We start from the raw sequence: 21,721 nt of genomic DNA, 5'->3' as shown, positions 1-21,721 counted from the left end.
CGCCCGATAAGAGGACACGAGACCGTGGCAATTGAAAGTGATGCAGTCGAACAGGAGCTTGAGCTCGCCATTCATCCAATGGACCAGTTTCTGGTCAAGCCGCTGTTCGGCGGTAGTGACATCGGCATGTTCACAATCACCAACGCCACTTTGTGGCTGGGGATTACGGTTCTGTGCGCCATCGCCCTGATGGTTCTGGGCACACGGGGCCGCGCCATCGTGCCAAGCCGCAGCCAGTCCATTGCCGAAGTGATCTATGTGTTCATCTATAAAATGGTTGAAGACATCACCGGCAAGGACGGTCTGAAGTACTTCCCTTACATCTTCTCGCTGTTCATCTTTATCCTTGTGGCTAACGTCGTCGGCCTGCTGCCAGCGTCCTTCACCACAACCAGCCATATCGCTGTAACCGCAACGCTCGCCTTGATCGTGTTTGTCGCTGTTACGGTTCTGGGCTTCGTGAAAAACGGCACCGCCTTTTTGTCCCTGTTCTGGGTGTCTGCGGCCCCTCTGGCGCTGCGCCCGATCCTCGCACTGATCGAGGTAATCTCTTACTTCGTGCGTCCGGTCAGCCACTCCATTCGTCTGGCTGGGAACATGATGGCGGGACACGCTGTTATCAAAGTTTTTGCAGGGTTCGCTGTTGTGACCTTCATCTCCCCTGCTGCAATTGGCGCGATCGTTGCGATCTATGCGCTGGAAACGCTCGTGGTCTGTATTCAGGCTTACGTGTTCACCATTCTGACTTGTGTATACCTCAAAGATGCTCTGCATCCGTCGCACTAAGTCCGAGTAAACTATCTACGTCATTAGAATCTTAAGGAGAAAAAAAATGGCAATCGAAGGCGATCTGGCACAAATGGGTGCATTCCTTGGCGCAGGCTTGGCAAGTGTTGGCATGGGTGGCGCAGCCATCGGTGTGGGCAACGTTGTTGGCAACTACCTGTCCGGCGCTCTGCGTAACCCTGCTGCGGCTGCTGGCCAAACAGCGACCATGTTCATTGGTATCGCGTTTGCCGAAGCTCTGGGGATCTTCTCGTTCCTCGTTGCGCTGCTGCTGATGTTTGCCGTTTAAGCCAACCGAACCGAAGTACGTAAGGGTTGGGCCATTCGGCCCGCCCTTTGGTTCTTAAGCTGAACGGAGGTTGCCATGGCAACTGAAACAAACGGAGCTGCAACCGAGCATGCCCAGGGTATGCCGCAGCTGGACTTCTCGACTTTTCCGAACCAGATCTTCTGGTTGCTGGTTACTCTGGTCGTTATCTATTTCGTCATGAGCCGCGTTGCGCTTCCGCGTATCGCTTCGGTTCTTGCGGAACGGCATGGCGCCATCCAGAGCGATCTGGACAAGGCCGAGCAAATGAAAGCCAAAGCTGTCGAGGCAGAGGCTGCGTATAACAAAGCGCTGGTGGATGCCCGTGCCGAAGCGCAGGCTATCGTCGATGCGACCCGTGCCGAGATCCAGAAAGATGTGGATGTGGCAATGGCGAAGGCAGATGCGGAAATTGCTGCGAAATCAGCAGAGTCCGAAACTGCAATCAAAGAGATTCGCGATTCCGCGATGAGCGCCATCGAAGAAGTTGCGAATGACACAGCAGAAGCCATCGTTGCCAAAATCATGCCGGCAGCAGCGGATAAAGCTGCGGTTCAGGCGGCTGTCTCTGCACGGTTGAAAGGGTGAAGACTATGAAAATTCTCAACACCCTCGCAGCCCTCGCATTGTCGTCCGCTCCGGCTTTTGCCGCCAGTGGTCCATTCTTCAGCCTGGCCAACACCGACTTTGTGGTCGCAATCGCATTTGTGATCTTCATCGCGGTTCTGGTCTATTTGAAGGTGCCTGCAAAAGTGGCCGGTCTGCTGGACAAACGGGCGACTGACATTCAGGCCGAACTGGACGAAGCCCGTGCCCTGCGTGAAGAAGCCCAGAGCATTCTGGCCACTTACGAGCGCAAGCAACAGGAAGTGTCCGAACAGGCTGACCACATTGTTGAAACCGCCAAAGCCGAAGCCAGCCGCGCAGCCGAGCAAGCGAAAGAGGACATCCGCGTCTCTATCGCCCGTCGTCTGCAAGGGGCCGAGGACCAGATCGCATCTGCCCAAGCTGCTGCGATCAAGGATGTGCGGGATCAGGCAATCGCTGTTGCGGTTGCTGCGGCCAGCGATGTGATTGCAAAAGGCATGTCTGCAAAAGACGCAGGCGCGCTGATCGACGCGTCCATTCAGGACGTGGGCGAAAAGCTGCACTAAGCTGCACAGGCCCGACGGTCGGGCAGGGCGCGTATACGGGTTCTGCCTTTGGCACACAGACATAAAAAGACCCCGCAGTGAAAGCTGCGGGGTTTTTTCTTTGGATATTTGAAGAAAATGGAGGCCGGACCCGTCAGGATCCGGCTGTTTGTGCGTCTTCAGACTTCAACGATTTTCAGGGCGATCGGCTCGCTTGTGGCCTCGCCTGTGGCGCGGATGCCCTCAAGGGCGGCCTCTACATCGGATGGTTTGCAGGGGTGCGTCACGATCAGGACAGGGGCGCTGTCGCCCTCGTGGTTCTGCTGGCGCAGACGGTCGATAGAGACATTGGCATCGCCCAGTGCGCGGGCAATGTTGGCCAATACACCCGGCGCATCCCGCAGGCTGGTGCGAATGTAATAGGCTGAAGGCGCTTGGGACTGGGCCGAAGGTGTGTCCACCAGTTGTGCCGCAGGAATGCCAAAGACCGGCAGGGTAAGGCCCCGCGCTATGTCCATCACGTCTCCCATCACCGCGCTGGCCGTAGGGCCTTCACCGGCACCGGCGCCACGCATGACGATCTGGCCAACGCTGTCGCCTTCGATCACGATCATATTGGTGCCGCCTTCAAGCTGGCCCAGCGGTGAATTGTAAGGCACGAGACAGGGCTGCATGGTTTGCTCCAGCCCGTTGGCGGTCATCTGGCTAAGGCCGAGCAGTTTGATCCGGTAGCCCATATCACTGGCCGCGCGAATGTCGTCGATGGAAATTTCTCCGATGCCTTGCAGTTGTGCGGAAGGGAAATCCACCTGCGTGCCATAGGCGATAGAGGACAGCAGCACCAGTTTATGGGCCGCATCAATGCCGCCCACATCTAGGTTCGGGTCCGCTTCGAGATAGCCAAGCTGGTTGGCTTCCTCGAACACGTCCTCATAGGGCAGGCCGGCATTTTCCATTCGCGTCAGGATATAGTTACAGGTGCCGTTCATCACCCCCATGATCCGATTGATCTTGTTCCCTGCCAGTCCTTCTGTCAGGGCCTTGATTACCGGAATGCCACCGGCAACCGCCGCCTCGAACCGCAGGTTCAGGCCGTTTTCTTCCGCCGCCGTTGCAAGGGCGTGGCCGTGGTGGGCCAACAGTGCCTTATTGGCGGTGACAACGTGTTTGCCTGCGGCCAACGCGGCCTCTACCGAGGCTTTCGCTGGGCCGTCTTCGCCGCCCATCAGTTCGACGTAGACATCCACATCGTCCCGCTGCGCCAGTTTGGTTGGATCGTCTTCCCAGTCATAGGCCGACAGGTCCACGCCACGGTCTTTCCCGCGGGAGCGGGCGCTGACCGCTGCCACTTCGATTGTGCAGCCCGAGCGTGCCGTCAGAAGGGCCGTATTCTGCTGAACAATCTTGATGACGCCGGAACCAACGGTTCCAAGTCCGGCAATGCCGAGACGGAGTGTGGTGGACATGGGATCTACCTTTGAAAAACGGGTGAATACTTCGGGTTTCGCCCTCTGTTATCCCAAGGGGGGAAAGGGTGCAATCCGATCCGGCCACGGGCAGGGGTCAATTGGCTGCTTCCCGTTGCAGACGGGCCGCGCGGGTGCGCAGGGCACGGGCACGGGCAGCAAGCCTTTCTGTGGCTTGCTGATTGTCCTGCGCGGCGCGGCTGACGCTGGCTCCTGCGGCGGCCAGTTCCGAGGTCACGGCCAGTTCGGGCCAGTCGGCTCCTGTGGCATCGGACCCTTCGGGGTACTGGTAGTCGGGCCGGTTCGATTTGATCGAACAGGCCGCCAGTGCCAGCGCGGTGGTCAGAAGAAGGATCAGGCGCATCAAGGAAAGCTCCGCTTTTGTGCTGGGCGGAGTTTATGGAAAACCTGCGGGCAGGGCAATGGTGCGCGGCGGTCTCCTTTGGGCTTGCAATTAAACGGGCGTTCATTTCTTTTGGGAAGGAAACAGCAATCTGGCAGCAAAGGCAGGGACAGGCAAATGGCGCGGACATCCGGCTCCAGTTCACAAAAGACCGGACCACTGGTGCGGGCTGCAGCGCTACGGCTGTTTGCGCAGCACGGGTTTGCGGCTGTGTCCATGCGCCAGATCGCTGCCGAAGTGGGCGTGCAGGCGGGGGCGCTGTACCGCTATACGCCGGACAAACAGAGCCTACTGTTTGAGCTGATGCAGGTGCATATGGAGGAGCTTCTTACCACTTGGGCAGAGGTAGACGCCGGCGCAGAACCGCTGGCGCGGTTGGACAGTTTCGTGCGTTTTCACATCCTGCACCATCTGGACCGCGCGGATGCGGTGTTCATCTCTTACATGGAACTGCGCAACCTCACGCCGGAGAATTTTGCACAGATCGAAGCCATGCGGGCGGAATACGAACGGGTGCTCGAAGATATTCTGCTGGCCTGCGGCGGTGAGGGGCTGGGCGATCCCAAGCTGACAACCCTTGCTGTGCTGGCCATGCTGACCGGCGTTAACACTTGGTACCGCGAGGGCGGTCGTCTGGACCGCGAAGCCGTGGTCCAGAGCTATGTCGCAATGGTGCGGCGGGTTGTGGGGGTATAAGGCCCGCGAAGCTATTGCGGCGCGGCGCCGAGCTGGTCCAGACAATAGCGCAGCGGTTCTGACAGGGGCAGTTCGCAGTACCCATCCTGTTGCATCTGCACGCTTGGCGGTTGGGTGCCGCCGATCAACACGATCAGATAATCGGAAAACGGCGGCAGGCTGTCCTTGCCCGCTGCGGCGAGGGTTTCCAGTCTGGCTTGGACGAGGGCTGTAAACAGGGGAATCTGTATCTCTGAGGTGGTGCCATCGGGATATTCAAACAGAAACTGCATGGCGGTCCATGACGGATTGGTGGCGAACCTGTACTCAAAACCGCTGCGCAGGCGTCTGTGGTTGTTGGCGAGCCCCTGTGCGCTGACCTCGCCCGCGCGGGTGGTTTCATAGATGTTGCGGATAGTGTCCAGCACAGCCGGCCAGTCCTGTGTCGAGACTGTTGCGCTTAGCGCGAGAAGGGCCTGATTGCGGGCGATCTGCAGGAAATCGGATGCAGGATCATAGGCGGCGCGCATTTCCTGCCGGATGATGCGGAACATCTCGGAGCCCTGATAGGCGCCCATATAGTCGAGAAGCAGGTTGGCGGTGATTTGCTGCTCTGCATCGTCAAAAATACTGTGGTGCACCGCAAGGATCAGGGTTTCCTCTCCGTCCGGATCGGGCGCAAAGATAACGCCCTTTGGCAGGGCCACCGGCTGGTCCGGTTTGTGGGTCGGCGCAACCGGTGCGTTGCGCAGGGGCAGACCGTTGATGGCGCTCTGGATCAGGGGGGCGGGGTCGCGCTCTGTGGTGCGTAGGATGATCTGGCGCGGCATGCCAAAGGCATATTCCGCATCCGAAGTATCAACACCATCATCCGTAACAGGAAAGCGCAGGTAATCTGCCAGCACGTTGATCACATGGTCGGGTCGCCGGTTCTTGGTCGCTTTGACGGGGGTCAGCAGCAGGGTCTGGCGCTTGTACCAATCCTTGGAAAACGCCGGATTGACCAGCAGCGCGTTCAGATGGTCCAATGCGTCCGCAAAGACCGCGTGGGGGGCGGTCAGTGTCAGCAGAATGTCGGAATCCTGAGTGGAGACCCCCAGCGAAATGCCGTTCACTTCGCGGTAGGTTTCCGCCTCAAACGGGGTAAGATCGGCGGTTCCTGCGCTGATCGCCGTGGCCAGCCCCGCGTTCAGCGAGAGCACACGGTTCATGGCGAGATCGGGCATTTCCCAGACAAAGGTGATGGCAGACAGGCCGTTGCGCATCGGATTGAGCTGCGCAATTTTAGGATCGCCGGACGCTGCGATTAGTTCGGCACGGGCCATAAGCGGCAACAATAGGGTCACGGCACAAAGGCTCAGGAAGCGTAAAATCATCTTAGTCTTCCTTTGTTGCGAAAATGGCGGACATCGGGGCGGGGGCAATCAGGTTTTCCAGAAACTCCAGAACTTCGGCGTCTGTGGTGTCCTCGATCAGGCTGGCATAGGAGCCGGGGGAAATCGGCGGCAACCCGTCCGAGCCGACGTTCTCCAAAAATGCCAGAAAATCATCGGGTCGGCGTGCCGCAGAACTGGCATGGGCCGCATTGCGCTTTCGGGCGGTTTCAATTTCCTGCGCACTTGGCGGGGTGTCGAGCAATCCGGCGATTTTGGTCTCGAAAATCTCTAGCGCAGTGTCAAAGGACACGCCGGGCATGGGCACCAGAAACGAAACCATTTCCATATCGCCGTTCTTGGCCAGAAAGAAATTGGTGTTGATGGACTGGAAATCGAAACTGTCGAAAATCAACGCCTTGCGGATACGGCTTTCAAAGATGGAGACAGCGATAAAGAACTCCCCTTGCAGGTCGATGCTGGTGTCTTCCACAGGGTATTCGACGAATTTGGTGTAGACCAGCGTGTCATCATACAGCCGGTTGGACGACAGCCGTTCGATCTTGCGCAGACCGGGTTGCGGTTTTTCGTCCAGCCACCATTTTTCCGGCGGTTCGGAGGCTTGGGTATCCCCGAAATATTCGCCTACCTTTTGTGCCGCCAGTTCGGGCGGGATGTTCCCCGATATAATCAGCATGACATTAGAGGGCACATAATGTTGTGCGTGAAAGTCGAGCGCGGCTTCGAGGCTCAGCTTGGGCACATCTGCGATAATGTCATTGGCCCGCCCGCGGGTGGAGCCGTAAAGGTTCTGCAAAGCCTTGCGCCGCAGCCAGCGGGTCGGGTACTGGCGCTCTCTCAGGTAGGTTTCCCGCTCGACAATCTTCTTTTCACTTTGCAGGAACTCTTCGGGCAGTTTGGGCGTGTCGAGCAAGGCGCGGGACAGTTTCATCAGCCGGTCGATTTCCGCAGGATGCCCCGAATTGGTGTAGATCGTCGCCACCGCCGAAGTCTTTGCAAACAGATCCCGTTCGCGGGGCTGGCGCAGCACATAGGTATCGGCAGAAAACGCGGCGAGATGTTCCAGAAAATGCGCGGTTCCGGCAACTTGATCGTCGTCATAACTGCCTGACAGCACTAGAACCTGCACATCCACACGGTTGAAATCATTACGCGGCACCACATAGGCGCTGTGCAACCCGCCGGTGTTTTTCAGGGGGATGACCTCTTGGGCGGTGACGGAAACGGGCAGGAGCGTCAGGAACAGGAAGACGATAGAACGGAGCAATGAAACGTCCTTTGCTGGGATAAAGGGCGGAAGGTGCCTATGCCGGTTTAAGCTGGGCCATATGGTGCAATTGGCAAGTCACGGAAAGGGCATCCTCTGCCTCGGGGTGTTTGGTCGGTGACAATGTGCATTTACCCGGCAACGCCATAGTTTCGCGGCGCAGCAGGATCGGGTCCTGACCGGGCAGACAAACATAAGTCCCGTTAGAGCTGACATCCCGTAGGTAGGCGTGATCCTTGCGCATTTCAATGATGATATGGCGCCGGGATACCCATTGGCGCGGCAAAACCAGATCACAGCCCTCGGCCCGCCCGATGGTGACTTCACGCGCTTGGGTACATTCCGCCACCGTGCCGTCAAAGGCGATCAGCGCCGAAAGTTCCTTTGTGCCGCCGCTCTTTGCGCGGGGCAGATCCGTATTCGGGGCAGCGCCGAAGGACACTTGTGTATTGCTGTCTACGGTTACATCCGCATAGCGGTAGATGTTTTCCGCGCGGGCCTTGCCACGCAATTTGCGGCTGTCGAAATAGTGCAACGCATCGCGCCCGCCCGGTTTGATGGCTTTGAAAAAGGCGCGGCTGCACAGGGATTCCCTCGGGTTGGCAAGACTGCCCAGACGGGCCGCTACATTGACGCAATCCCCGAATACATCGTCGCGCGTGCGAATGGCCGGGCCAAAGTCCAGCCCGATATGCACGGAAAGAGCCCCCTCCCGCGTGCGCGCCAGCATGTCCTGCATCGTCTGGAGCGCGTTGTTCGGGTCTTCAAAGATGCACAGCACATCATCCCCGCGGGAATGGATAAACTCGCCGCCGTGTTCGCTGATCACATCCCTGAGAATGTGCAGGCAACTGTCGATCTGGGTGCGGGCCTCCAGATTGCCGACCTGATCATACAGGGCTGTGCTGCCGGAAATATCGGCACAGACAACAGCAACAATCACTTCGAACTGGGCGTCAGACATAAAAAAGTCCTTGGATCAATGTGCAACCAAGCGGCAGCGCCAATCTGAATACCCAGAACGATAGGGAAATCCGCAGCCGCGTGCAAGACGCAGGCCGGCAAGACCGAAACCGCCCGAGCGTCAGTTCAAAAGAGATCGCATTGCGAAGCGGAAAAGCCCGATAGAAACGGCTCAGCCCGACCCGTTTTTAACGTTTTCAAGAAACCGGATCACGTTTTCGATCTGGCCGGCCCGTTCCTTCAGTTCGGTAATCTTGCTTTGAATCACCCGCCGGCCAACCTCCGGATCACAACTGTCGGCGGTGGAGTCCATGATCGAACGAAGGTCGGCAATGGACATGCCGGCTTCTCTTGCTCCGGCAAAGAACTTCAGTTTCACCACACAATCGTCTTTGTAGTCGCGGTAATTGTTTGTGGTGCTGTCGCTGACGGAGGACGAAATCAGTCCGTTGCGTTCGTAAAACCGGATGGTGTCCCGGCTCACACCGGTTTTTTCAGCGAGTTCGCCTATACGCATCGTTTATCTCCGCTAACATCAAACCGTGGATCATTGTCCATTGTTTTACGTTTTCAACTGTGCTCTTAAAGAGGCAAGAGTGCAACAAAAACACGTATCGGGAATCGCAGAATGTCTCAACGTATTGTTATCGTCGGTGGCGGCTATCTTGGCGTGCAACTGGCTAAGGGGCTGGACAGCAAAGCCGATGTGACACTGATAGAACCGCGCAGCCATTTTGCCCATACACCGGCATTGATCCGCGCGGTCGTCAATCCACAGCTTCTGGATCAGGCTCTGATTCCCTATGACAGGCTTTTGCAGAACGGTCGGGTGATCCGGTCGCGGGCAATCCATATCAGCGGGGATGGCGTCACGCTGGAGAACGGGCAGGAGGTGCCTGCGGATTATATCGTGATCGCGACCGGCTCTTCCAATGCGGTGCCGTTCAAGCCGAACTCCGATAGTATCGACGCCTTTAGAACGGACAATGCGCGGGTTCACGACAGGCTCGGCGCTGCGCAAACGATCGCGATTGTGGGGGCAGGGGCGGTTGGCACCGAACTGGCCGGAGAGATTGCCCATTTCATGCCGCAAAAAGATGTGACACTAATTTCTGATGAAGCAACGCTGTTCCCGTCTATGCCGCAGAAACTGGCGGGCGGACTTGCCGCCAAGCTGTCAAAAGCAGGGGTGAAAACCATCTTTGGCGTGCGGGTTGAAAACCTTGAAAGCACCAGTGAACCCTATTCCGGAACGCTTGCGCTTAGCAACGGACAGCAGATCACGGCCGATTTGATCTTTCCAGTGATCGGGTCGCGTCCTTCAACGGAACTATCAGAAACCCTTCCGGGTGTCGTCAAAGGGGGCGGCGGCCGCATCAAGACAGATGCCTGGCTTCGCCCGTCAGAGTTGCCAAATGTGTTTGCCGCCGGTGACGTTGCCGAAACCGGAGATGCCATGACAGTGGTCGGCGCCAGCAGACAGGCCCCCTGGCTGGAAAAGACTTTGGTGGCCCTGATGGGTGGGACGGCTGTGGAAAATGTGCCGCCTTACAAGCCTTGGGACAAAGCACCGTTTCTGGTGCCGCTTGGCCCGCAGAAGGGCAATTCCTATCTGATTCTTTTTACGGCAGGTAATGTCCTGACCCGCGCGATGAAAGGGAAGGATTTGTTCCTGTCGAAATACAACAAGATGCTGGGGCGCGGATAATCCGGCATCACAAGAAAAAAGCCGCCCCCGATAAAGGGGCGGCTTTGACATGCAGGTATCGCGCTCAGGGCGATGAAACCTTAAAGGTCTTCGTAAAGCGGGAAGCGTTTGCACAGATCGGCGACTTTGGCGCGTACAGCGGCCTCGACCTCTGCATTGCCGTCTTCGCCGTTGGCGGCCAGACCGTCCACGACTTCGATGATCATATCCCCGATCTCGCGGAATTCAGCCTCGCCAAAACCACGGGTGGTGCCGGCAGGTGTGCCAAGGCGGATGCCGGAGGTCACTGTCGGCTTTTCAGGATCAAACGGGATGCCGTTTTTGTTGGTGGTGATATGGGCACGGCCCAGCGCCTTGTCGGTGATGTTGCCAGTCACGCCTTTGGGGCGCAGGTCTACCAGCATCACATGGGTGTCAGTGCCGCCCGTGACGATGTTGAGACCGCCCTTCATCAACTGGTCCGCCAGCGCTTTGGCATTGGCGACGACTTGTTTTTGATAGCTTTTGAACTCGGGGCGCAGGGCCTCACCGAAGGCGGCGGCTTTACCGGCGATGACATGCATCAGCGGTCCACCCTGAATGCCGGGGAAGATGGCAGAGTTGACCTTTTTCGCGATCGTCTCGTCATTGGTCAGAATCATACCACCGCGCGGGCCACGCAGGGTTTTATGGGTCGTTGTCGTAGCTACATGCGCGTGGGGGAAGGGGGAGGGATGCTCGCCGCCCGCAACCAGACCGGCGAAATGGGCCATGTCCACCAAAAGATAGGCGCCAACGCTGTCCGCAATCTCGCGCATTCTGGCAAAGTCGATCTGACGCGGAATGGCAGAACCACCAGCGATGATCATCTTGGGCTTGTGTTCATCCGCAAGGGATTGCACCTGATCGTAGTCCAGCAGATTGTCCTGCTTGCGCACGCCGTATTGAATGGCGTTGAACCATTTGCCGGATTGGTTCGGCTTGGCGCCGTGTGTCAGGTGGCCGCCTGCATCAAGGGACATGCCAAGAATTGTGTCGCCCGGTGTCAGCAGCGCCTGAAACACGCCCTGATTGGCCTGACTGCCGGAATTGGGTTGCACATTGGCAAAGTCGCAGCCGAACAGTTGTTTGGCGCGATCAATGGCAAGGTTCTCTGCCACGTCCACAAACTGGCACCCGCCGTAATAGCGGCGTCCGGGATAGCCCTCGGCGTATTTGTTTGTCATCACCGAGCCTTGCGCTTCCATCACCGCTTTGGAAACGATGTTTTCGGAAGCGATCAGTTCGATCTCGTCCCGTTGGCGGCCCAGCTCGTCTGTGATGGAGCCGAACAGTTCGGGATCACGGGTGGAAAGGGATTCAGTGAAAAATCCAGCGTCGCGGACGGTTGTCATAGGGGATGATCCTTTGTTGGTCTTGCCGATGCGGTACGGGTAGTCCACGCGCTGCAGGCTGGCTGATCCATATGCGACGTGTGACTGCCAATTGCGGACGCAGGTACGGGGAATTGTGTCAAATGAAAAGGCGCAAACTGTCGCGGAATAGTCGTTTTTCGCCTTTTCTGCGTGTGAATTACACTGCGGCAGGCAGGGGTTTTCCCTTGCGCCGGACCCTAGGGGCGGTGAAACTGTCCGGACGACCAATGAAAGACCAAGCGGGGCGCTTTGGATGCAGTATAAGAAAATATGTTTTCTGGCCAGTCAGGTAGAGACCGCACAAGAGGCACGCGCCGTTCTGGTAAAGCGTTACGGCGATGTACCGCCGGTGCAGGCGGATCTGATCGTGGCGCTGGGCGGGGACGGGTTTATGCTGTCGGTGCTGCACCAGACCCAAGGGCTGCGCGCGCCGGTTTACGGGATGAATCGCGGAACGGTCGGCTTTTTGATGAATACGTTTGCGCCCGAGGGTCTGACCGACCGGCTGGCCGAAGCGGAAGAGGCGGTGATCCATCCCTTGCGGATGCGGGCCCATTGCGTGGATGGCAGCGAGATCGAGGCGCTGGCGATCAACGAGGTGTCCCTGCTGCGCCACGGGCCCCAAGCCGCCAAGCTGCGGATTCTGGTGGACGGCAAGGAACGGCTGCCCGAACTGGTCTGCGACGGTGCGCTGCTGGCGACGCCTGCGGGATCAACGGCCTATAATTATTCGGCCCACGGTCCGATTTTGCCAATTGGTGCGGAAATCCTTGCCCTGACAGCTATGGCCGCCTTCCGCCCCCGCCGCTGGCGCGGGGCGTTGCTGCCTATGAAAGCAAAAGTGCGGTTTGAAGTGCTGGAGATGGAAAAGCGTCCTGTGCAGGCAGTGGCGGACGGCAATGAGGCGCGGGAAGTGGAATGGGTGGAAATCGCCATCGCCCCCGAGATCACCCATCGTTTGCTGTTTGATCCGGGGCACGGGCTGGAAGAACGTCTGATCCGCGAACAGTTCGTTTAGGGTTGGCCGAATTTTCAAACGCGCTTTGCGCGGCTGGATATTTGAACCAAAAAGAGCCGGGGGTCAGCTTTCCTTTGAGAGTTTCCAGTCGGCCGGATTGACCGGATAATAGGCCTCAATCGCGGCAGTTGCGATGACGCTGGCGGTGCTGCCGTCTGCTGAGGGGATGTTTTGCCCGCCTTTCACGGCAGTGACTTTCGCTTTGCCGCGGGGCAGTTCTGCGGCAACCTGATCGGTGTCGAGCCGGTCCGGTTCCTGCACGCCAATCGTGACCGCAACTGTCATGTCGCGATGGTCCAGTCCTAATTCGGAGAACATCGTCAGCGAGGAATGGCGGATTGCGTCATTCACTGCGCGGATGGCGGCTTTGGTGTAGTCCTCGCCGTAAAGGTCTGTGCCGATACCTGTTTCAAGTATGATGCGGGCGTCAGGTGTTGGGGTGGTCTGTGTCATGCCCGCTCCATATCAAAAGAAACCACTATGGCGGCATTGGCGATCACGGTGATCCCTGCGTCATCCGGCTTGGCAATATCAAGACCGCCGTGGGAGGCAGTGATGGCGATTTGTCCGTAGGGGAACATCTCGCCCAGCGCGTCGGTGTCCACCTGTTCCGGTTTTTGCACGGCAATATCCACATCCACGATCATCGCTTCCTTGGGAAAACCAAAGGCCGGGGCCACGGTCAGGGAATTGCGCCAGAGCGCATTTTGAATCGCACGGCGGGCGGCAGCGGTATAATCGGCACGGCGCAGCGATGTACCATGGCCGATTTCAAGAGCAACACGGGTTTTGGGCATAACAGGGCCTTTGATTGTTCCTTATAAGGGCTATCCTGTGTATGGACCCTTGCGCAAGACCTGTGGCGGGTGAATTGTTATTGTTACAGTCTTGGGCTAGAACAGACTTCGGAATTTGGTGGAGCTTACATGGCGTTAAGTGCAAATGAGCAGGTGCGGTACTGGGGGATCGGACTGGTGCTGGTTCTGGTGGCCATGTGGTTACTGGGCAATGTCCTGCTGCCGTTTATTACCGGAATGACCATCGCGTATTTCCTTGATCCCGTGGCCGACCGGCTGGAGCGGGCAGGGGCTTCGCGCGCACTGGCGACCACATTGATCACGCTGATGGCGATTCTGGTGATTCTGTTGCTGGTCATCGTGCTCGGCCCGTTGCTGGTAAAGCAGACGGCCGCGTTTGTGACGGCCCTGCCGGAATATGTCAGCAAGCTTCAGGACTTTATATCCACCCGCTTTCCGGAGTTTTTTGATGAAACGTCCGCCGTGCGGCAGGGGCTTGGCACGCTGGTAGAGTTCATCCGCTCCAAGGGCGGGGAACTGGCCAATGCTGTGCTGGCATCTGCGTTCACCATTGTCGATGTCGCGATTTTTGTCGTGGTGGCGCCGGTGGTGGCGTTTTACATGCTGCTGGACTGGGACCGGATGGTTGCCACCATCGACAGTTGGGTGCCCCGCGACCATCTGGAAACCGTGCGCTATCTGGCGCGGCAAGTGGACAATGTGCTGGCGGGATTTGTGCGCGGGCAACTTACGGTTTGCGCCATCCTAGGCACGTTTTACGCGGTCGCGTTGATGGCGGTCGGTTTGCAATTTGGCATCGTGGTCGGGCTGATCGCAGGCTTGCTGACGTTTATTCCTTATGTGGGGTCGATCATTGGCGGGGCGCTGTCCATCGGGCTGGCGCTGTTCCAGTTCTGGGACACGCCAATCTGGATCGGGGCGGTTCTGGCGATTTTTGTGGCTGGCCAGATGATTGAGGGCAACTTTCTGACGCCCAAACTGGTGGGGCGCTCTGTCGGGTTGCATCCGGTCTGGCTGATGTTCGCACTCTCGGCTTTCGGGTCTTTCATGGGTTTTACCGGCATGTTGATCGCGGTTCCGGTGGCGGCGTGTCTTGGCGTGTTTTTCCGCTTCGGGGTCGGTCAGTATCTGGACGGGCGGCTTTACAAAGGCATTGCCGAAGAGGAGCCGGTGGATGGCTGAACAACTGGTCTTTGACCTGCCTGTGGTCACAGCCTTCGGGCGGGATGATTTCTTTACCTCTTCGGCCAACAGTCTGGCGGTTGCAGCGATTGAGGACTGGCGACAGTGGCCTTTGGGAAAGCTGGTGCTGAGCGGACCGGAAGGTGCCGGAAAGTCCCATCTGGCGCGGATCTGGGCGGATATTGCCGGTGCGACTGTGGTGCAGGCGCGCAAGGTCGGGGACGCGGCCGCACTGGCACGCGGACCGCTGTGTGTTGAGAACCTGCATGCAATTGCGGGGGACAGCACGCAAGAGGCCGCGCTGTTCCATCTGCACAATCTGATGGCGCAGGGCGGGCATCCGCTGCTGATGACGGGGCGCGGGGTGCCGCGCAGTTGGGGAATTACCCTGCCTGATCTGGCCAGCCGGATCGAGGGCAGCCAGCTTGTGCAACTTGGCGCGCCGGATGACACGTTACTGGCGGCGGTGCTGCTGAAACTCTGTGCGGATCGTCAGCTTTTGATGGAACCGGGCGTCGTGGACATGATCCTGCGCCGTGCAGAGCGGTCTTTTGCGGGTATCCGCGCACTCGTTGGTGAGTTGGACCGCCTGTCCCTGCAACGAAAGCGGCCCGTTGGGCCCCGTATGGTGACAGAGACACTGCGCCGCCTTGAGGAGAAACCGTGATGGATGGCAACCTGCCCGATCAACCTGCCGAACGCAGGGTGCAAGCGGATTTCCTGCGCAACCCTGCGCCCGAACCGCTTGATCTGCCGTTGCTGGACAAGGGCAGTACCGACCGCTTTTTCAACCGCGAGCTAAGCTGGCTGCAATTCAACTGGCGCGTGCTGGAAGAGGCACAGAACCCCCGTTTACCCCTGCTGGAGCGGGTGCGGATGCTGTCGATCTCGGGGACCAATCTGGACGAGTTCTATTCCGTGCGCGTGGCTGGTCTGCGCGAGCTGGAACGTAACGGCATCGAGACACCGGCGCTGGACGGGCGCACCCCCAAAGAGCAACTGGTGCAGATCGACGCGGAAGCCCGCCATCTGATGCACATCCAGCAGGAAGTCTGGGTCACACTGATTGCCGAGATGGAGAAAGTCGGCATCGACATTCTGGTGCGCACTGAACTGGACGACAGGGATCAGGATTATCTCAAACAGGTGTTTGTGGACCAGATTTTTCCGATCCTGACGCCACTGGCGATTGATCCGGCGCATCCGTTTCCCTTTATCCCGAACACCGGCCTGACACTGGCGCTGCAACTCAAGCGCAAGAAGGACAAGCGGGTGCTGCAATCGCTTCTGCCCATTCCCGCGCAGGTGCAACGGTTCATTCCCTTGCCCGACGGTCCGGGCGGCACCCAGCGCCTGATTATGCTCGAAGAGGTTCTGCTGAAGTTCATCGACCAGTTGTTCCCCGGCTACACCGTGGAAGGACATTGCGCCTTCCGGCTGCTGCGCGACAGTGATCTGGAACTGGAAGACGAAGCCGAAGATCTGCTGCGCGAGTTTGAAATAGCCCTGAAACGGCGGCGTCGCGGCGAAGTGATCCGCATGACCATTTCAGCCGGTGCGCCCGCCGCGCTGCGGACCGTGATTTTTGGTGCGCTGGGCCTGACGTCCGAACAGGCCATCGAAGTGGACGGGCTGCTTGGGGTGTCCGATCTCGGGGCGCTTATTCTGGACACACGCAAGGATTTGCAATGGCCGGAGTTCAAACCCCGCGTGCCCGAACGGGTGCAGGATTTTGAAGGGGATATTTTTGCCGCAATCCGCCAAAAGGACATGCTGCTGCATCACCCTTACGAAACCTTTGACATCGTGGTGGACTTTTTGCGACAGGCGGCCCGTGATCCGGCTGTGGTGGCGATCAAGCAGACACTTTACCGGACCTCTAACGAAAGCTCTATCGTAGAGGCGCTTTGCGAAGCGGCCGAGGAAGGCAAATCCGTCACAGCACTGGTAGAGTTGAAGGCCCGGTTTGACGAGGCCGCCAACATTCGCCAGTCCCGCAGGCTGGAACGGGCAGGGGCCCATGTGGTTTACGGATTTCTGGACCTCAAGACCCATGCGAAGCTTTCAACTGTGGTGCGGCGCGAGGGGGCGGAGCTTGTCACCTATACCCATTTTGGCACCGGAAACTATCACCCGATCACCGCGCGGTTTTACACCGATCTGTCGTTTTTCACCTGCAACAAACAGCTTGGCCATGATGCGACCAAAGTGTTCAACTTCATCTCCGGCTATGTAGAACCCGAAGGCTTGCAACAGCTTTCGGTCTCTCCGATGTTTTTGAAGCGGGATCTTCTGGCCATGATCCACAATGAGGTGGAAGCGGTCAAAGACGGCAAGCCGGGGGTGATCTGGGCCAAGATGAACGCGCTGATCGACGGGGATGTGATTGACGCGCTTTACACGGCCAGTCAGGCTGGCGTGAAAATCGACCTTGTGGTGCGCGGCATCTGCGGTTTGCGCCCCGGTATAAAGGGATTGTCCGAAAACGTACGGGTCAAATCCATCGTGGGGCGGTTTCTGGAACATTCGCGGATCGTTTGTTTTGGCAACGGACACGGGCTGCCCGATAAAAAGGCGCGGGTTTTCATGTCCTCGGCGGATTGGATGGGGCGCAATCTGAACCACCGCGTGGAATCGCTGGTGGAGATTACCAACAAGACCGTCCATGCCCAGATCATGAGTCAGATCATGGCGGCGAATATGGCGGATCGGGCAAATTCTTGGGTGCTGCAACCTGATGGCAGCTATCTGCGCGAACCCGACGAAGACGGCGACAAACGCTTTAACTGCCACCGCTTCTTTATGGAGAATCCCTCTCTGTCTGGGCGTGGTTCGGTCGGGGCAAAGGATGTGCCGGAATTGATGCACAGCGATGATGCCTGATCCTGTCAGACGACAGGAACAGGGTTCAATCAAGGGGGCGAAGCGCGTGAAGATCACAACCAAATTTGCAGCACTGGAACGGGTCGGGGTGATCGACGTGGGCTCGAACTCTGTCCGCATGGTGGTGTTTGACGGCGCGGCGCGGTCTCCGGCGTATTTTTACAACGAAAAGGTAATGTGCGGTCTGGGCAAAGGCATGTCTGAAACCGGTCGTCTGAACCCCGAAGGGCGGGCGCGCGCCCTGTCTGCCATGATCCGTTTTGCCGCCCTTGCCAAAAGCTTCAAGGTGCAGTCCCTGACCACCGTGGCCACCGCCGCCGTGCGCGAGGCAAAGGACGGTCCGGCCTTTTGCGCCGAAGTGCGGGAAAAAACGGGAATAGAGGTATCCGTGGCCAGCGGCGTCGAAGAAGCCCGCCTGTCAGCGCAGGGTGTCCTGCTCGGCTGGCCGGGGGCGGACGGGCTGGTCAGTGACATCGGCGGGGCCTCTATGGAACTGGTGGAACTGAACAACGGCGAGATCGGAGAGCGCCTGACCTCTCCGCTTGCGCCCCTGCGTCTGGCTGGTGTGGAGGGGGATCTTGATACCCATATCCGCGATACGCTGCACCAGTTGCGCAAGACCATTTCCAAAGACTACCCTACGCTTTATCTAGTGGGGGGCTCTTACCGCGCTATTGCTAAACTGGATATGGCACGGCGGGATTATCCCCTGCAGGTGCTCCACGAATACAAACTCTCGCGCAGGCGGCTGGCGGAAACGCTGGACTGGATCGACGGCGCATCGCTGGAAGAGTTTCGCGCCCTGAGCAGCACCAGTGTGGACCGTTTGACGCTGGTGCCAATGGCCGCCCGTGTGCTGCGCCATCTGGTCGATGTGTTTGACCCTAAAGAAGTGGCGATTTCCAGCTACGGATTGCGCGAAGGGCTGTTGTACGAACAGATGCCCGAGGGCCTGCGCGCCCGCGATCCGCTGATCGAGGCGTGTTTGTTCAACGAGAGAACCTCTGCACGGTTTCCGGGGTTTGGTGTGGAACTGGCCCGCTGGATTCTGCCCTTGCTGCCCGACCCGGACCGTTGGGAACGGATCACGCTGGCGGCGGCCTTGCTGCATGATGTCAGTTGGCGTTCCGATCCAAGCTCCCGTGCCGAGGAATGCTTTGACAACGCTTCGCGCGGCAACCTTGGCGGGCTGGATCATTCGGGCCGTGTGTTGCTGGCAATGGCGCTGCTGCACCGCTATCGCAAGAGCGGCAAGTTAGACAAATACAAGGCGCTGCGGCCCTTGCTGAACGATGAACAATATACTGGTGCGCAGATTATCGGCAAAGCCATGCGGCTTGGCGCGTCACTGGCAGGGGGCGACCGCAGCGTGCTGCGCCGCGCGAAACTGGTGCAGTCCGAGGGGGTGCTGGAACTGAAACTCCCCCCCGCCATCGCCGCCTTTGGCGGGGAAGTGGTGCAAACACGGCTCGTGGAACTGGCGCAGTCGATGGGCTGTGAGGGTCGGCTGACCTACTGTTAGAACCGCCCCTTACTGTGACACGATAACCGTCTTTCCCTGCATTACCTGTTCTTGCGCGGCATTTATCGCGGCGATGGCGGCTTCGCCTTCCCGTTTGTCCCGCTCGAACAGGCTTTCGAGCTTGCGTCCCCAAGCGTTCGGCTGACGGCCCATAGACTCCCCAAGGGCGTAGAGGCGGCTCATGTAGACCGGATCGAACAGCTCGCGGGATTTGTCGGTGAAACGGGCGGGCATGATCATCGCCCGCAGGGAAAACCCGTCGCGCCGCGCAAGGGCTGCGATCCGTTGCAAATCCCCGACGCTCTGGCTTTTGATCAGGGTTGATAGGGTGCGCTCTCCAATATCGCGCAAACCGGTTTTCTGGGGCTGGTAGACCGGATTGATCAGGTTGTTGTGGATTACCCAGACGCGGTTGTCCCGATGGGCCAGCCCCGCACGGCGCAAATAGCTGCGCACGGGCAGTTCCGGCGAATAGGTAAAGATTTCCTGAGTCAGCCCGCCGTCTGCATGAAGTTCGGTAAATTCCTCGGTGCCATCGGTCACGTTAAAGCGGACCGGCGTGAACATGATCGGGATAGAGGCAGAGGCAAGGATCACATCGCGCACAAGGGCGCGGGCCTCTTCGTTCCGGTAGCTGGCAATTTCGGTGACATTCCAGATCACGGGCCGCTCTGCATCCATGTTGGTGGTCCCAATCAGCAGCAGCCGACCGCGGGCGTATTCATCGGCCAATGCGCCGATAAATTCGGGGGTAACGACCGAGTCGATCACCCGTTTCAATGGTGCCGTAGAATAAAGCGACCCGCCGCCAAAGATACCAGCCAGAAACCGTTTGCGCACCAGCGCGTCGGTTGTGGCGGTCTTGTAAAACTCTCCCAGCCTGTCGTCATAGGCTGGCCCGAGAAAGGCGAAAGGCGCGATGATAGAGCCGGTGGAGATGCCTGTAACGATGTCAAATTCCGGTCGGGTGCCGGATTGCGTCCAGCCTTTCATCACACCGGCACCAAAAGCCCCGTTCGGTCCGCCCCCCGACAGTGCAAGAATGTGCAAACCGTCCCCTTCGCGCCGCACTGTGCGCAGGCGCTGGGCGAATGTATCGACTTCATTATCCAGACTCTGTGGCGCGGTATCCCCGAAGTAGCGCACATCCGGAAATCCGATAGGCTGCATTTGCGAATGGCTGGCCTGTGGCGGGGCATAGATGGCGCGGTCAATGCCGCCGCAAGCCGCCACAAGGAGAGACAGGCAGAGTAGTAGAACTTTTGATGTAAAACCCATGAAGACCCCAATAAAACCTGTGCGAAATACCAAAACCCTAAGCGCGGAACGGTGATCTGGCAACAATTCAATTCAGGGTAGCAGTCCGTGGAATGCACGCAGCGCAGCAGATGCAGCGCATGTTGCACCCCATTGCAGATTGGCCTAGAGCAATAACCAAAGATAAGTTGGAGCCTATCCCATGCGCATGTCCCGTTATTTCCTGCCTGTTCTGAAAGAAGACCCGGCCGAAGCCGCGATTGTCAGCCACCGCCTTATGCTGCGGGCCGGTATGATCAAACAATCCAGCGCCGGGATTTATTCGTGGTTGCCAATGGGCTACAAGGTGCTGCGCAAGATCGAAGACATCGTGCACGAAGAACAGCAGAAAGCCGGCCATATGCCGATGCTGATGCCAACCATCCAGTCGGCGGACCTGTGGCGCGAAAGCGGGCGGTATGACGACTATGGCGAGGAAATGCTGCGCATCAAGGACCGTCACGACCGGGATATGCTGTTCACGCCGACCGCTGAGGAACTGATCACCGATATTTTCCGCTCTCATGTCAGCAGCTACAAAGACCTGCCCCTAACGCTCTATCAGATCCAGTGGAAGTTCCGCGACGAACGCCGTCCGCGCTTTGGTGTGATGCGGGGCCGCGAGTTTTATATGAAGGACGGGTATAACTTTGACCTGACCAAAGAAGACGCACTGCACGCATATAACCGCCATCTGGTCAGTTATCTGCGCACCTATGAACGCATGGGCCTGCAAGCCATCCCGATGCGCGCGGATTCCGGCCCGATCGGGGGCGATGACACCCATGAGTTCCTCGTGCTGGCGGACACAGGCGAATCCGAGGTGTTTTATGACAGCGCTGTCACCGATCTGACCTTTGGCGACCGCGAGATTGATTTTGATGATGTGGACCAGTGCCAGTCCATCATGGAAGAATTCACCACCAAATACGCCCGCACCGATGAAACCCACGACGAAGCCTTGTTCAACGAGGTTCCCGAAGAACGCCGCCGCACCGCGCGGGGGATCGAAGTGGGGCAGATTTTCTACTTCGGCACCAAATATTCCGATGCGATGAATGCAAAGGTGCAGGGACCGGACGGCAAACCTGTTGCGGTTCATATGGGCAGCCACGGGATTGGCGTGTCCCGTCTGCTTGGCGCGATCATCGAGGCCAGCCATGACGACAAAGGCATCATCTGGCCCGAGGGCGTGACACCCTATCATGTGGGCATCGTGAACCTGAAACAGGGCGACGAAGAAGCCGATGCCGCCTGTGAGCAACTGTATAAAGAGTTCACGGCTGCCGGTCTGGAGCCGCTTTATGACGACCGGAAAGAACGGGCAGGGGGCAAATTCGCAACTATGGATTTGATCGGATTGCCTTGGCGTATTACAGTAGGCCCCAGAGGTTTGAAAAATGGTGTCGTCGAACTCACCTCGCGTAAGACGGGGGAAAGCACGGAAATGACACCGGCAGAAGCAGTGGCACGGGTAAAGGACATTTACGCGGGCGCTTGATACAG

At 58.3% G+C, this 21,721-nt stretch carries 22 protein-coding genes; 12 read left to right on the top strand and 10 right to left on the bottom strand.

Going from position 1 to position 21,721, the window contains the following annotated elements; translation table 11 throughout:
- Positions 1-24 precede the first annotated feature (24 nt).
- The 4 genes from BFV97_RS10740 (at position 25) to BFV97_RS10725 (ending at position 2,247) form a co-directional block, all read left to right on the top strand.
- The gene (locus BFV97_RS10740; protein ID WP_281200951.1) at positions 25-786 is read left to right on the top strand and encodes a F0F1 ATP synthase subunit A; all 762 of its coding nucleotides are present in this window, start codon (positions 25-27) and stop codon (positions 784-786) included.
- A gap of 52 nt (positions 787-838) precedes the next feature.
- Complete coding sequence (locus tag BFV97_RS10735; RefSeq protein ID WP_069300419.1) at positions 839-1,075, top strand: F0F1 ATP synthase subunit C; 237 nt, start codon at positions 839-841, stop codon at positions 1,073-1,075.
- A 75-nt stretch (positions 1,076-1,150) separates the two neighbouring features.
- A complete protein-coding gene (locus BFV97_RS10730) occupies positions 1,151-1,681 on the top strand; it encodes a F0F1 ATP synthase subunit B' (RefSeq protein ID WP_069300367.1) in 531 nt (176 codons plus the stop codon).
- Between the two features lie 5 nt (positions 1,682-1,686).
- Positions 1,687-2,247 (top strand): F0F1 ATP synthase subunit B, encoded by a 561-nt coding sequence (locus BFV97_RS10725; protein ID WP_069300366.1) that lies wholly within the window; start codon positions 1,687-1,689, stop codon positions 2,245-2,247.
- 158 nt (positions 2,248-2,405) lie between these two features.
- Here BFV97_RS10725 and BFV97_RS10720 read toward each other — a convergent pair whose 3' ends face one another.
- Together BFV97_RS10720 and BFV97_RS10715 are read right to left on the bottom strand one after the other, a co-directional pair.
- On the bottom strand, positions 2,406-3,692 hold the full coding sequence (locus BFV97_RS10720; RefSeq protein WP_069300365.1) for a homoserine dehydrogenase: 1,287 nt from the start codon (positions 3,690-3,692) through the stop codon (positions 2,406-2,408).
- A gap of 97 nt (positions 3,693-3,789) precedes the next feature.
- Positions 3,790-4,056 (bottom strand): hypothetical protein, encoded by a 267-nt coding sequence (locus tag BFV97_RS10715; RefSeq protein WP_069300364.1) that lies wholly within the window; start codon positions 4,054-4,056, stop codon positions 3,790-3,792.
- A 156-nt stretch (positions 4,057-4,212) separates the two neighbouring features.
- Here BFV97_RS10715 and BFV97_RS10710 point away from each other — a divergent pair, with 156 nt between their 5' ends.
- The gene (locus BFV97_RS10710) at positions 4,213-4,791 is read left to right on the top strand and encodes a TetR/AcrR family transcriptional regulator (RefSeq protein WP_069300363.1); all 579 of its coding nucleotides are present in this window, start codon (positions 4,213-4,215) and stop codon (positions 4,789-4,791) included.
- Between the two features lie 11 nt (positions 4,792-4,802).
- Here BFV97_RS10710 and BFV97_RS10705 read toward each other — a convergent pair whose 3' ends face one another.
- From BFV97_RS10705 to BFV97_RS10690, 4 genes are all read right to left on the bottom strand, one after another.
- Complete coding sequence (locus BFV97_RS10705) at positions 4,803-6,146, bottom strand: insulinase family protein (RefSeq protein WP_069300362.1); 1,344 nt, start codon at positions 6,144-6,146, stop codon at positions 4,803-4,805.
- Position 6,147: 1 nt separating this feature from the next.
- Positions 6,148-7,431: a M16 family metallopeptidase gene (locus BFV97_RS10700; RefSeq protein WP_069300361.1), complete on the bottom strand. Its 1,284-nt coding sequence runs from the start codon at positions 7,429-7,431 to the stop codon at positions 6,148-6,150.
- 37 nt (positions 7,432-7,468) lie between these two features.
- Positions 7,469-8,395 carry an adenylate/guanylate cyclase domain-containing protein gene (locus tag BFV97_RS10695; RefSeq protein WP_069300360.1) on the bottom strand — a complete coding sequence of 309 codons (927 nt, stop codon included), beginning with the start codon at positions 8,393-8,395 and terminating at the stop codon, positions 7,469-7,471.
- 171 nt (positions 8,396-8,566) lie between these two features.
- Positions 8,567-8,911, bottom strand: a complete 345-nt coding sequence (locus BFV97_RS10690) for a MerR family transcriptional regulator (RefSeq protein WP_069300359.1) — start codon at positions 8,909-8,911, stop codon at positions 8,567-8,569.
- A gap of 111 nt (positions 8,912-9,022) precedes the next feature.
- Here BFV97_RS10690 and BFV97_RS10685 point away from each other — a divergent pair, with 111 nt between their 5' ends.
- Positions 9,023-10,102 (top strand): NAD(P)/FAD-dependent oxidoreductase, encoded by a 1,080-nt coding sequence (locus tag BFV97_RS10685; RefSeq protein WP_069300358.1) that lies wholly within the window; start codon positions 9,023-9,025, stop codon positions 10,100-10,102.
- An 80-nt stretch (positions 10,103-10,182) separates the two neighbouring features.
- Here BFV97_RS10685 and glyA read toward each other — a convergent pair whose 3' ends face one another.
- Entirely contained in the window at positions 10,183-11,475 is a 1,293-nt protein-coding gene (gene glyA, locus BFV97_RS10680; protein ID WP_069300357.1) for a serine hydroxymethyltransferase, read from the bottom strand.
- A 274-nt stretch (positions 11,476-11,749) separates the two neighbouring features.
- On the opposite strand from glyA, the gene BFV97_RS10675 reads away from it, so the two are divergent.
- Positions 11,750-12,514, top strand: coding sequence for an NAD kinase (locus BFV97_RS10675; protein ID WP_069300356.1), 765 nt, complete (start codon positions 11,750-11,752; stop codon positions 12,512-12,514).
- Positions 12,515-12,577: 63 nt separating this feature from the next.
- On the opposite strand, the gene BFV97_RS10670 is transcribed toward BFV97_RS10675, so the two are convergent.
- Together BFV97_RS10670 and BFV97_RS10665 are read right to left on the bottom strand one after the other, a co-directional pair.
- Complete coding sequence (locus BFV97_RS10670) at positions 12,578-12,967, bottom strand: Lin0512 family protein (protein ID WP_069300355.1); 390 nt, start codon at positions 12,965-12,967, stop codon at positions 12,578-12,580.
- Positions 12,964-13,311 carry a Lin0512 family protein gene (locus BFV97_RS10665; RefSeq protein WP_069300354.1) on the bottom strand — a complete coding sequence of 116 codons (348 nt, stop codon included), beginning with the start codon at positions 13,309-13,311 and terminating at the stop codon, positions 12,964-12,966. The genes BFV97_RS10670 and BFV97_RS10665 overlap by 4 nt, the downstream gene beginning before the upstream one ends.
- A gap of 129 nt (positions 13,312-13,440) precedes the next feature.
- Between BFV97_RS10665 and BFV97_RS10660 the strand changes: the two genes are divergently transcribed.
- From BFV97_RS10660 to BFV97_RS10645, 4 genes are read left to right on the top strand one after another with little or no spacing between them, the layout of a single operon-like run.
- Complete coding sequence (locus tag BFV97_RS10660) at positions 13,441-14,514, top strand: AI-2E family transporter (RefSeq protein ID WP_069300353.1); 1,074 nt, start codon at positions 13,441-13,443, stop codon at positions 14,512-14,514.
- Positions 14,507-15,181: a P-loop NTPase family protein gene (locus BFV97_RS10655; RefSeq protein ID WP_069300352.1), complete on the top strand. Its 675-nt coding sequence runs from the start codon at positions 14,507-14,509 to the stop codon at positions 15,179-15,181. The genes BFV97_RS10660 and BFV97_RS10655 overlap by 8 nt, the downstream gene beginning before the upstream one ends.
- On the top strand, positions 15,181-17,397 hold the full coding sequence (locus BFV97_RS10650; protein ID WP_069300351.1) for an RNA degradosome polyphosphate kinase: 2,217 nt from the start codon (positions 15,181-15,183) through the stop codon (positions 17,395-17,397). Before BFV97_RS10655 ends, BFV97_RS10650 begins: the two co-directional genes overlap by 1 nt.
- Before the next feature lie 46 nt (positions 17,398-17,443).
- Positions 17,444-18,919, top strand: a complete 1,476-nt coding sequence (locus BFV97_RS10645) for a Ppx/GppA family phosphatase (RefSeq protein WP_245667702.1) — start codon at positions 17,444-17,446, stop codon at positions 18,917-18,919.
- Positions 18,920-18,928: 9 nt separating this feature from the next.
- On the opposite strand, the gene BFV97_RS10640 is transcribed toward BFV97_RS10645, so the two are convergent.
- Positions 18,929-20,197 (bottom strand): patatin-like phospholipase family protein, encoded by a 1,269-nt coding sequence (locus tag BFV97_RS10640; protein WP_083225601.1) that lies wholly within the window; start codon positions 20,195-20,197, stop codon positions 18,929-18,931.
- Positions 20,198-20,378: 181 nt separating this feature from the next.
- Here BFV97_RS10640 and proS point away from each other — a divergent pair, with 181 nt between their 5' ends.
- On the top strand, positions 20,379-21,716 hold the full coding sequence (gene proS, locus BFV97_RS10635; RefSeq protein ID WP_069300349.1) for a proline--tRNA ligase: 1,338 nt from the start codon (positions 20,379-20,381) through the stop codon (positions 21,714-21,716).
- The last annotated feature ends 5 nt before the right edge of the window (positions 21,717-21,721 follow it).

This window comes from Neptunicoccus sediminis (assembly GCF_001719615.1).
GTDB lineage: Bacteria > Pseudomonadota > Alphaproteobacteria > Rhodobacterales > Rhodobacteraceae > Amylibacter > Amylibacter sediminis.
Note: the sequence above shows the minus strand (reverse complement) of the source record. Positions and strands in the feature narration are given on the sequence as shown.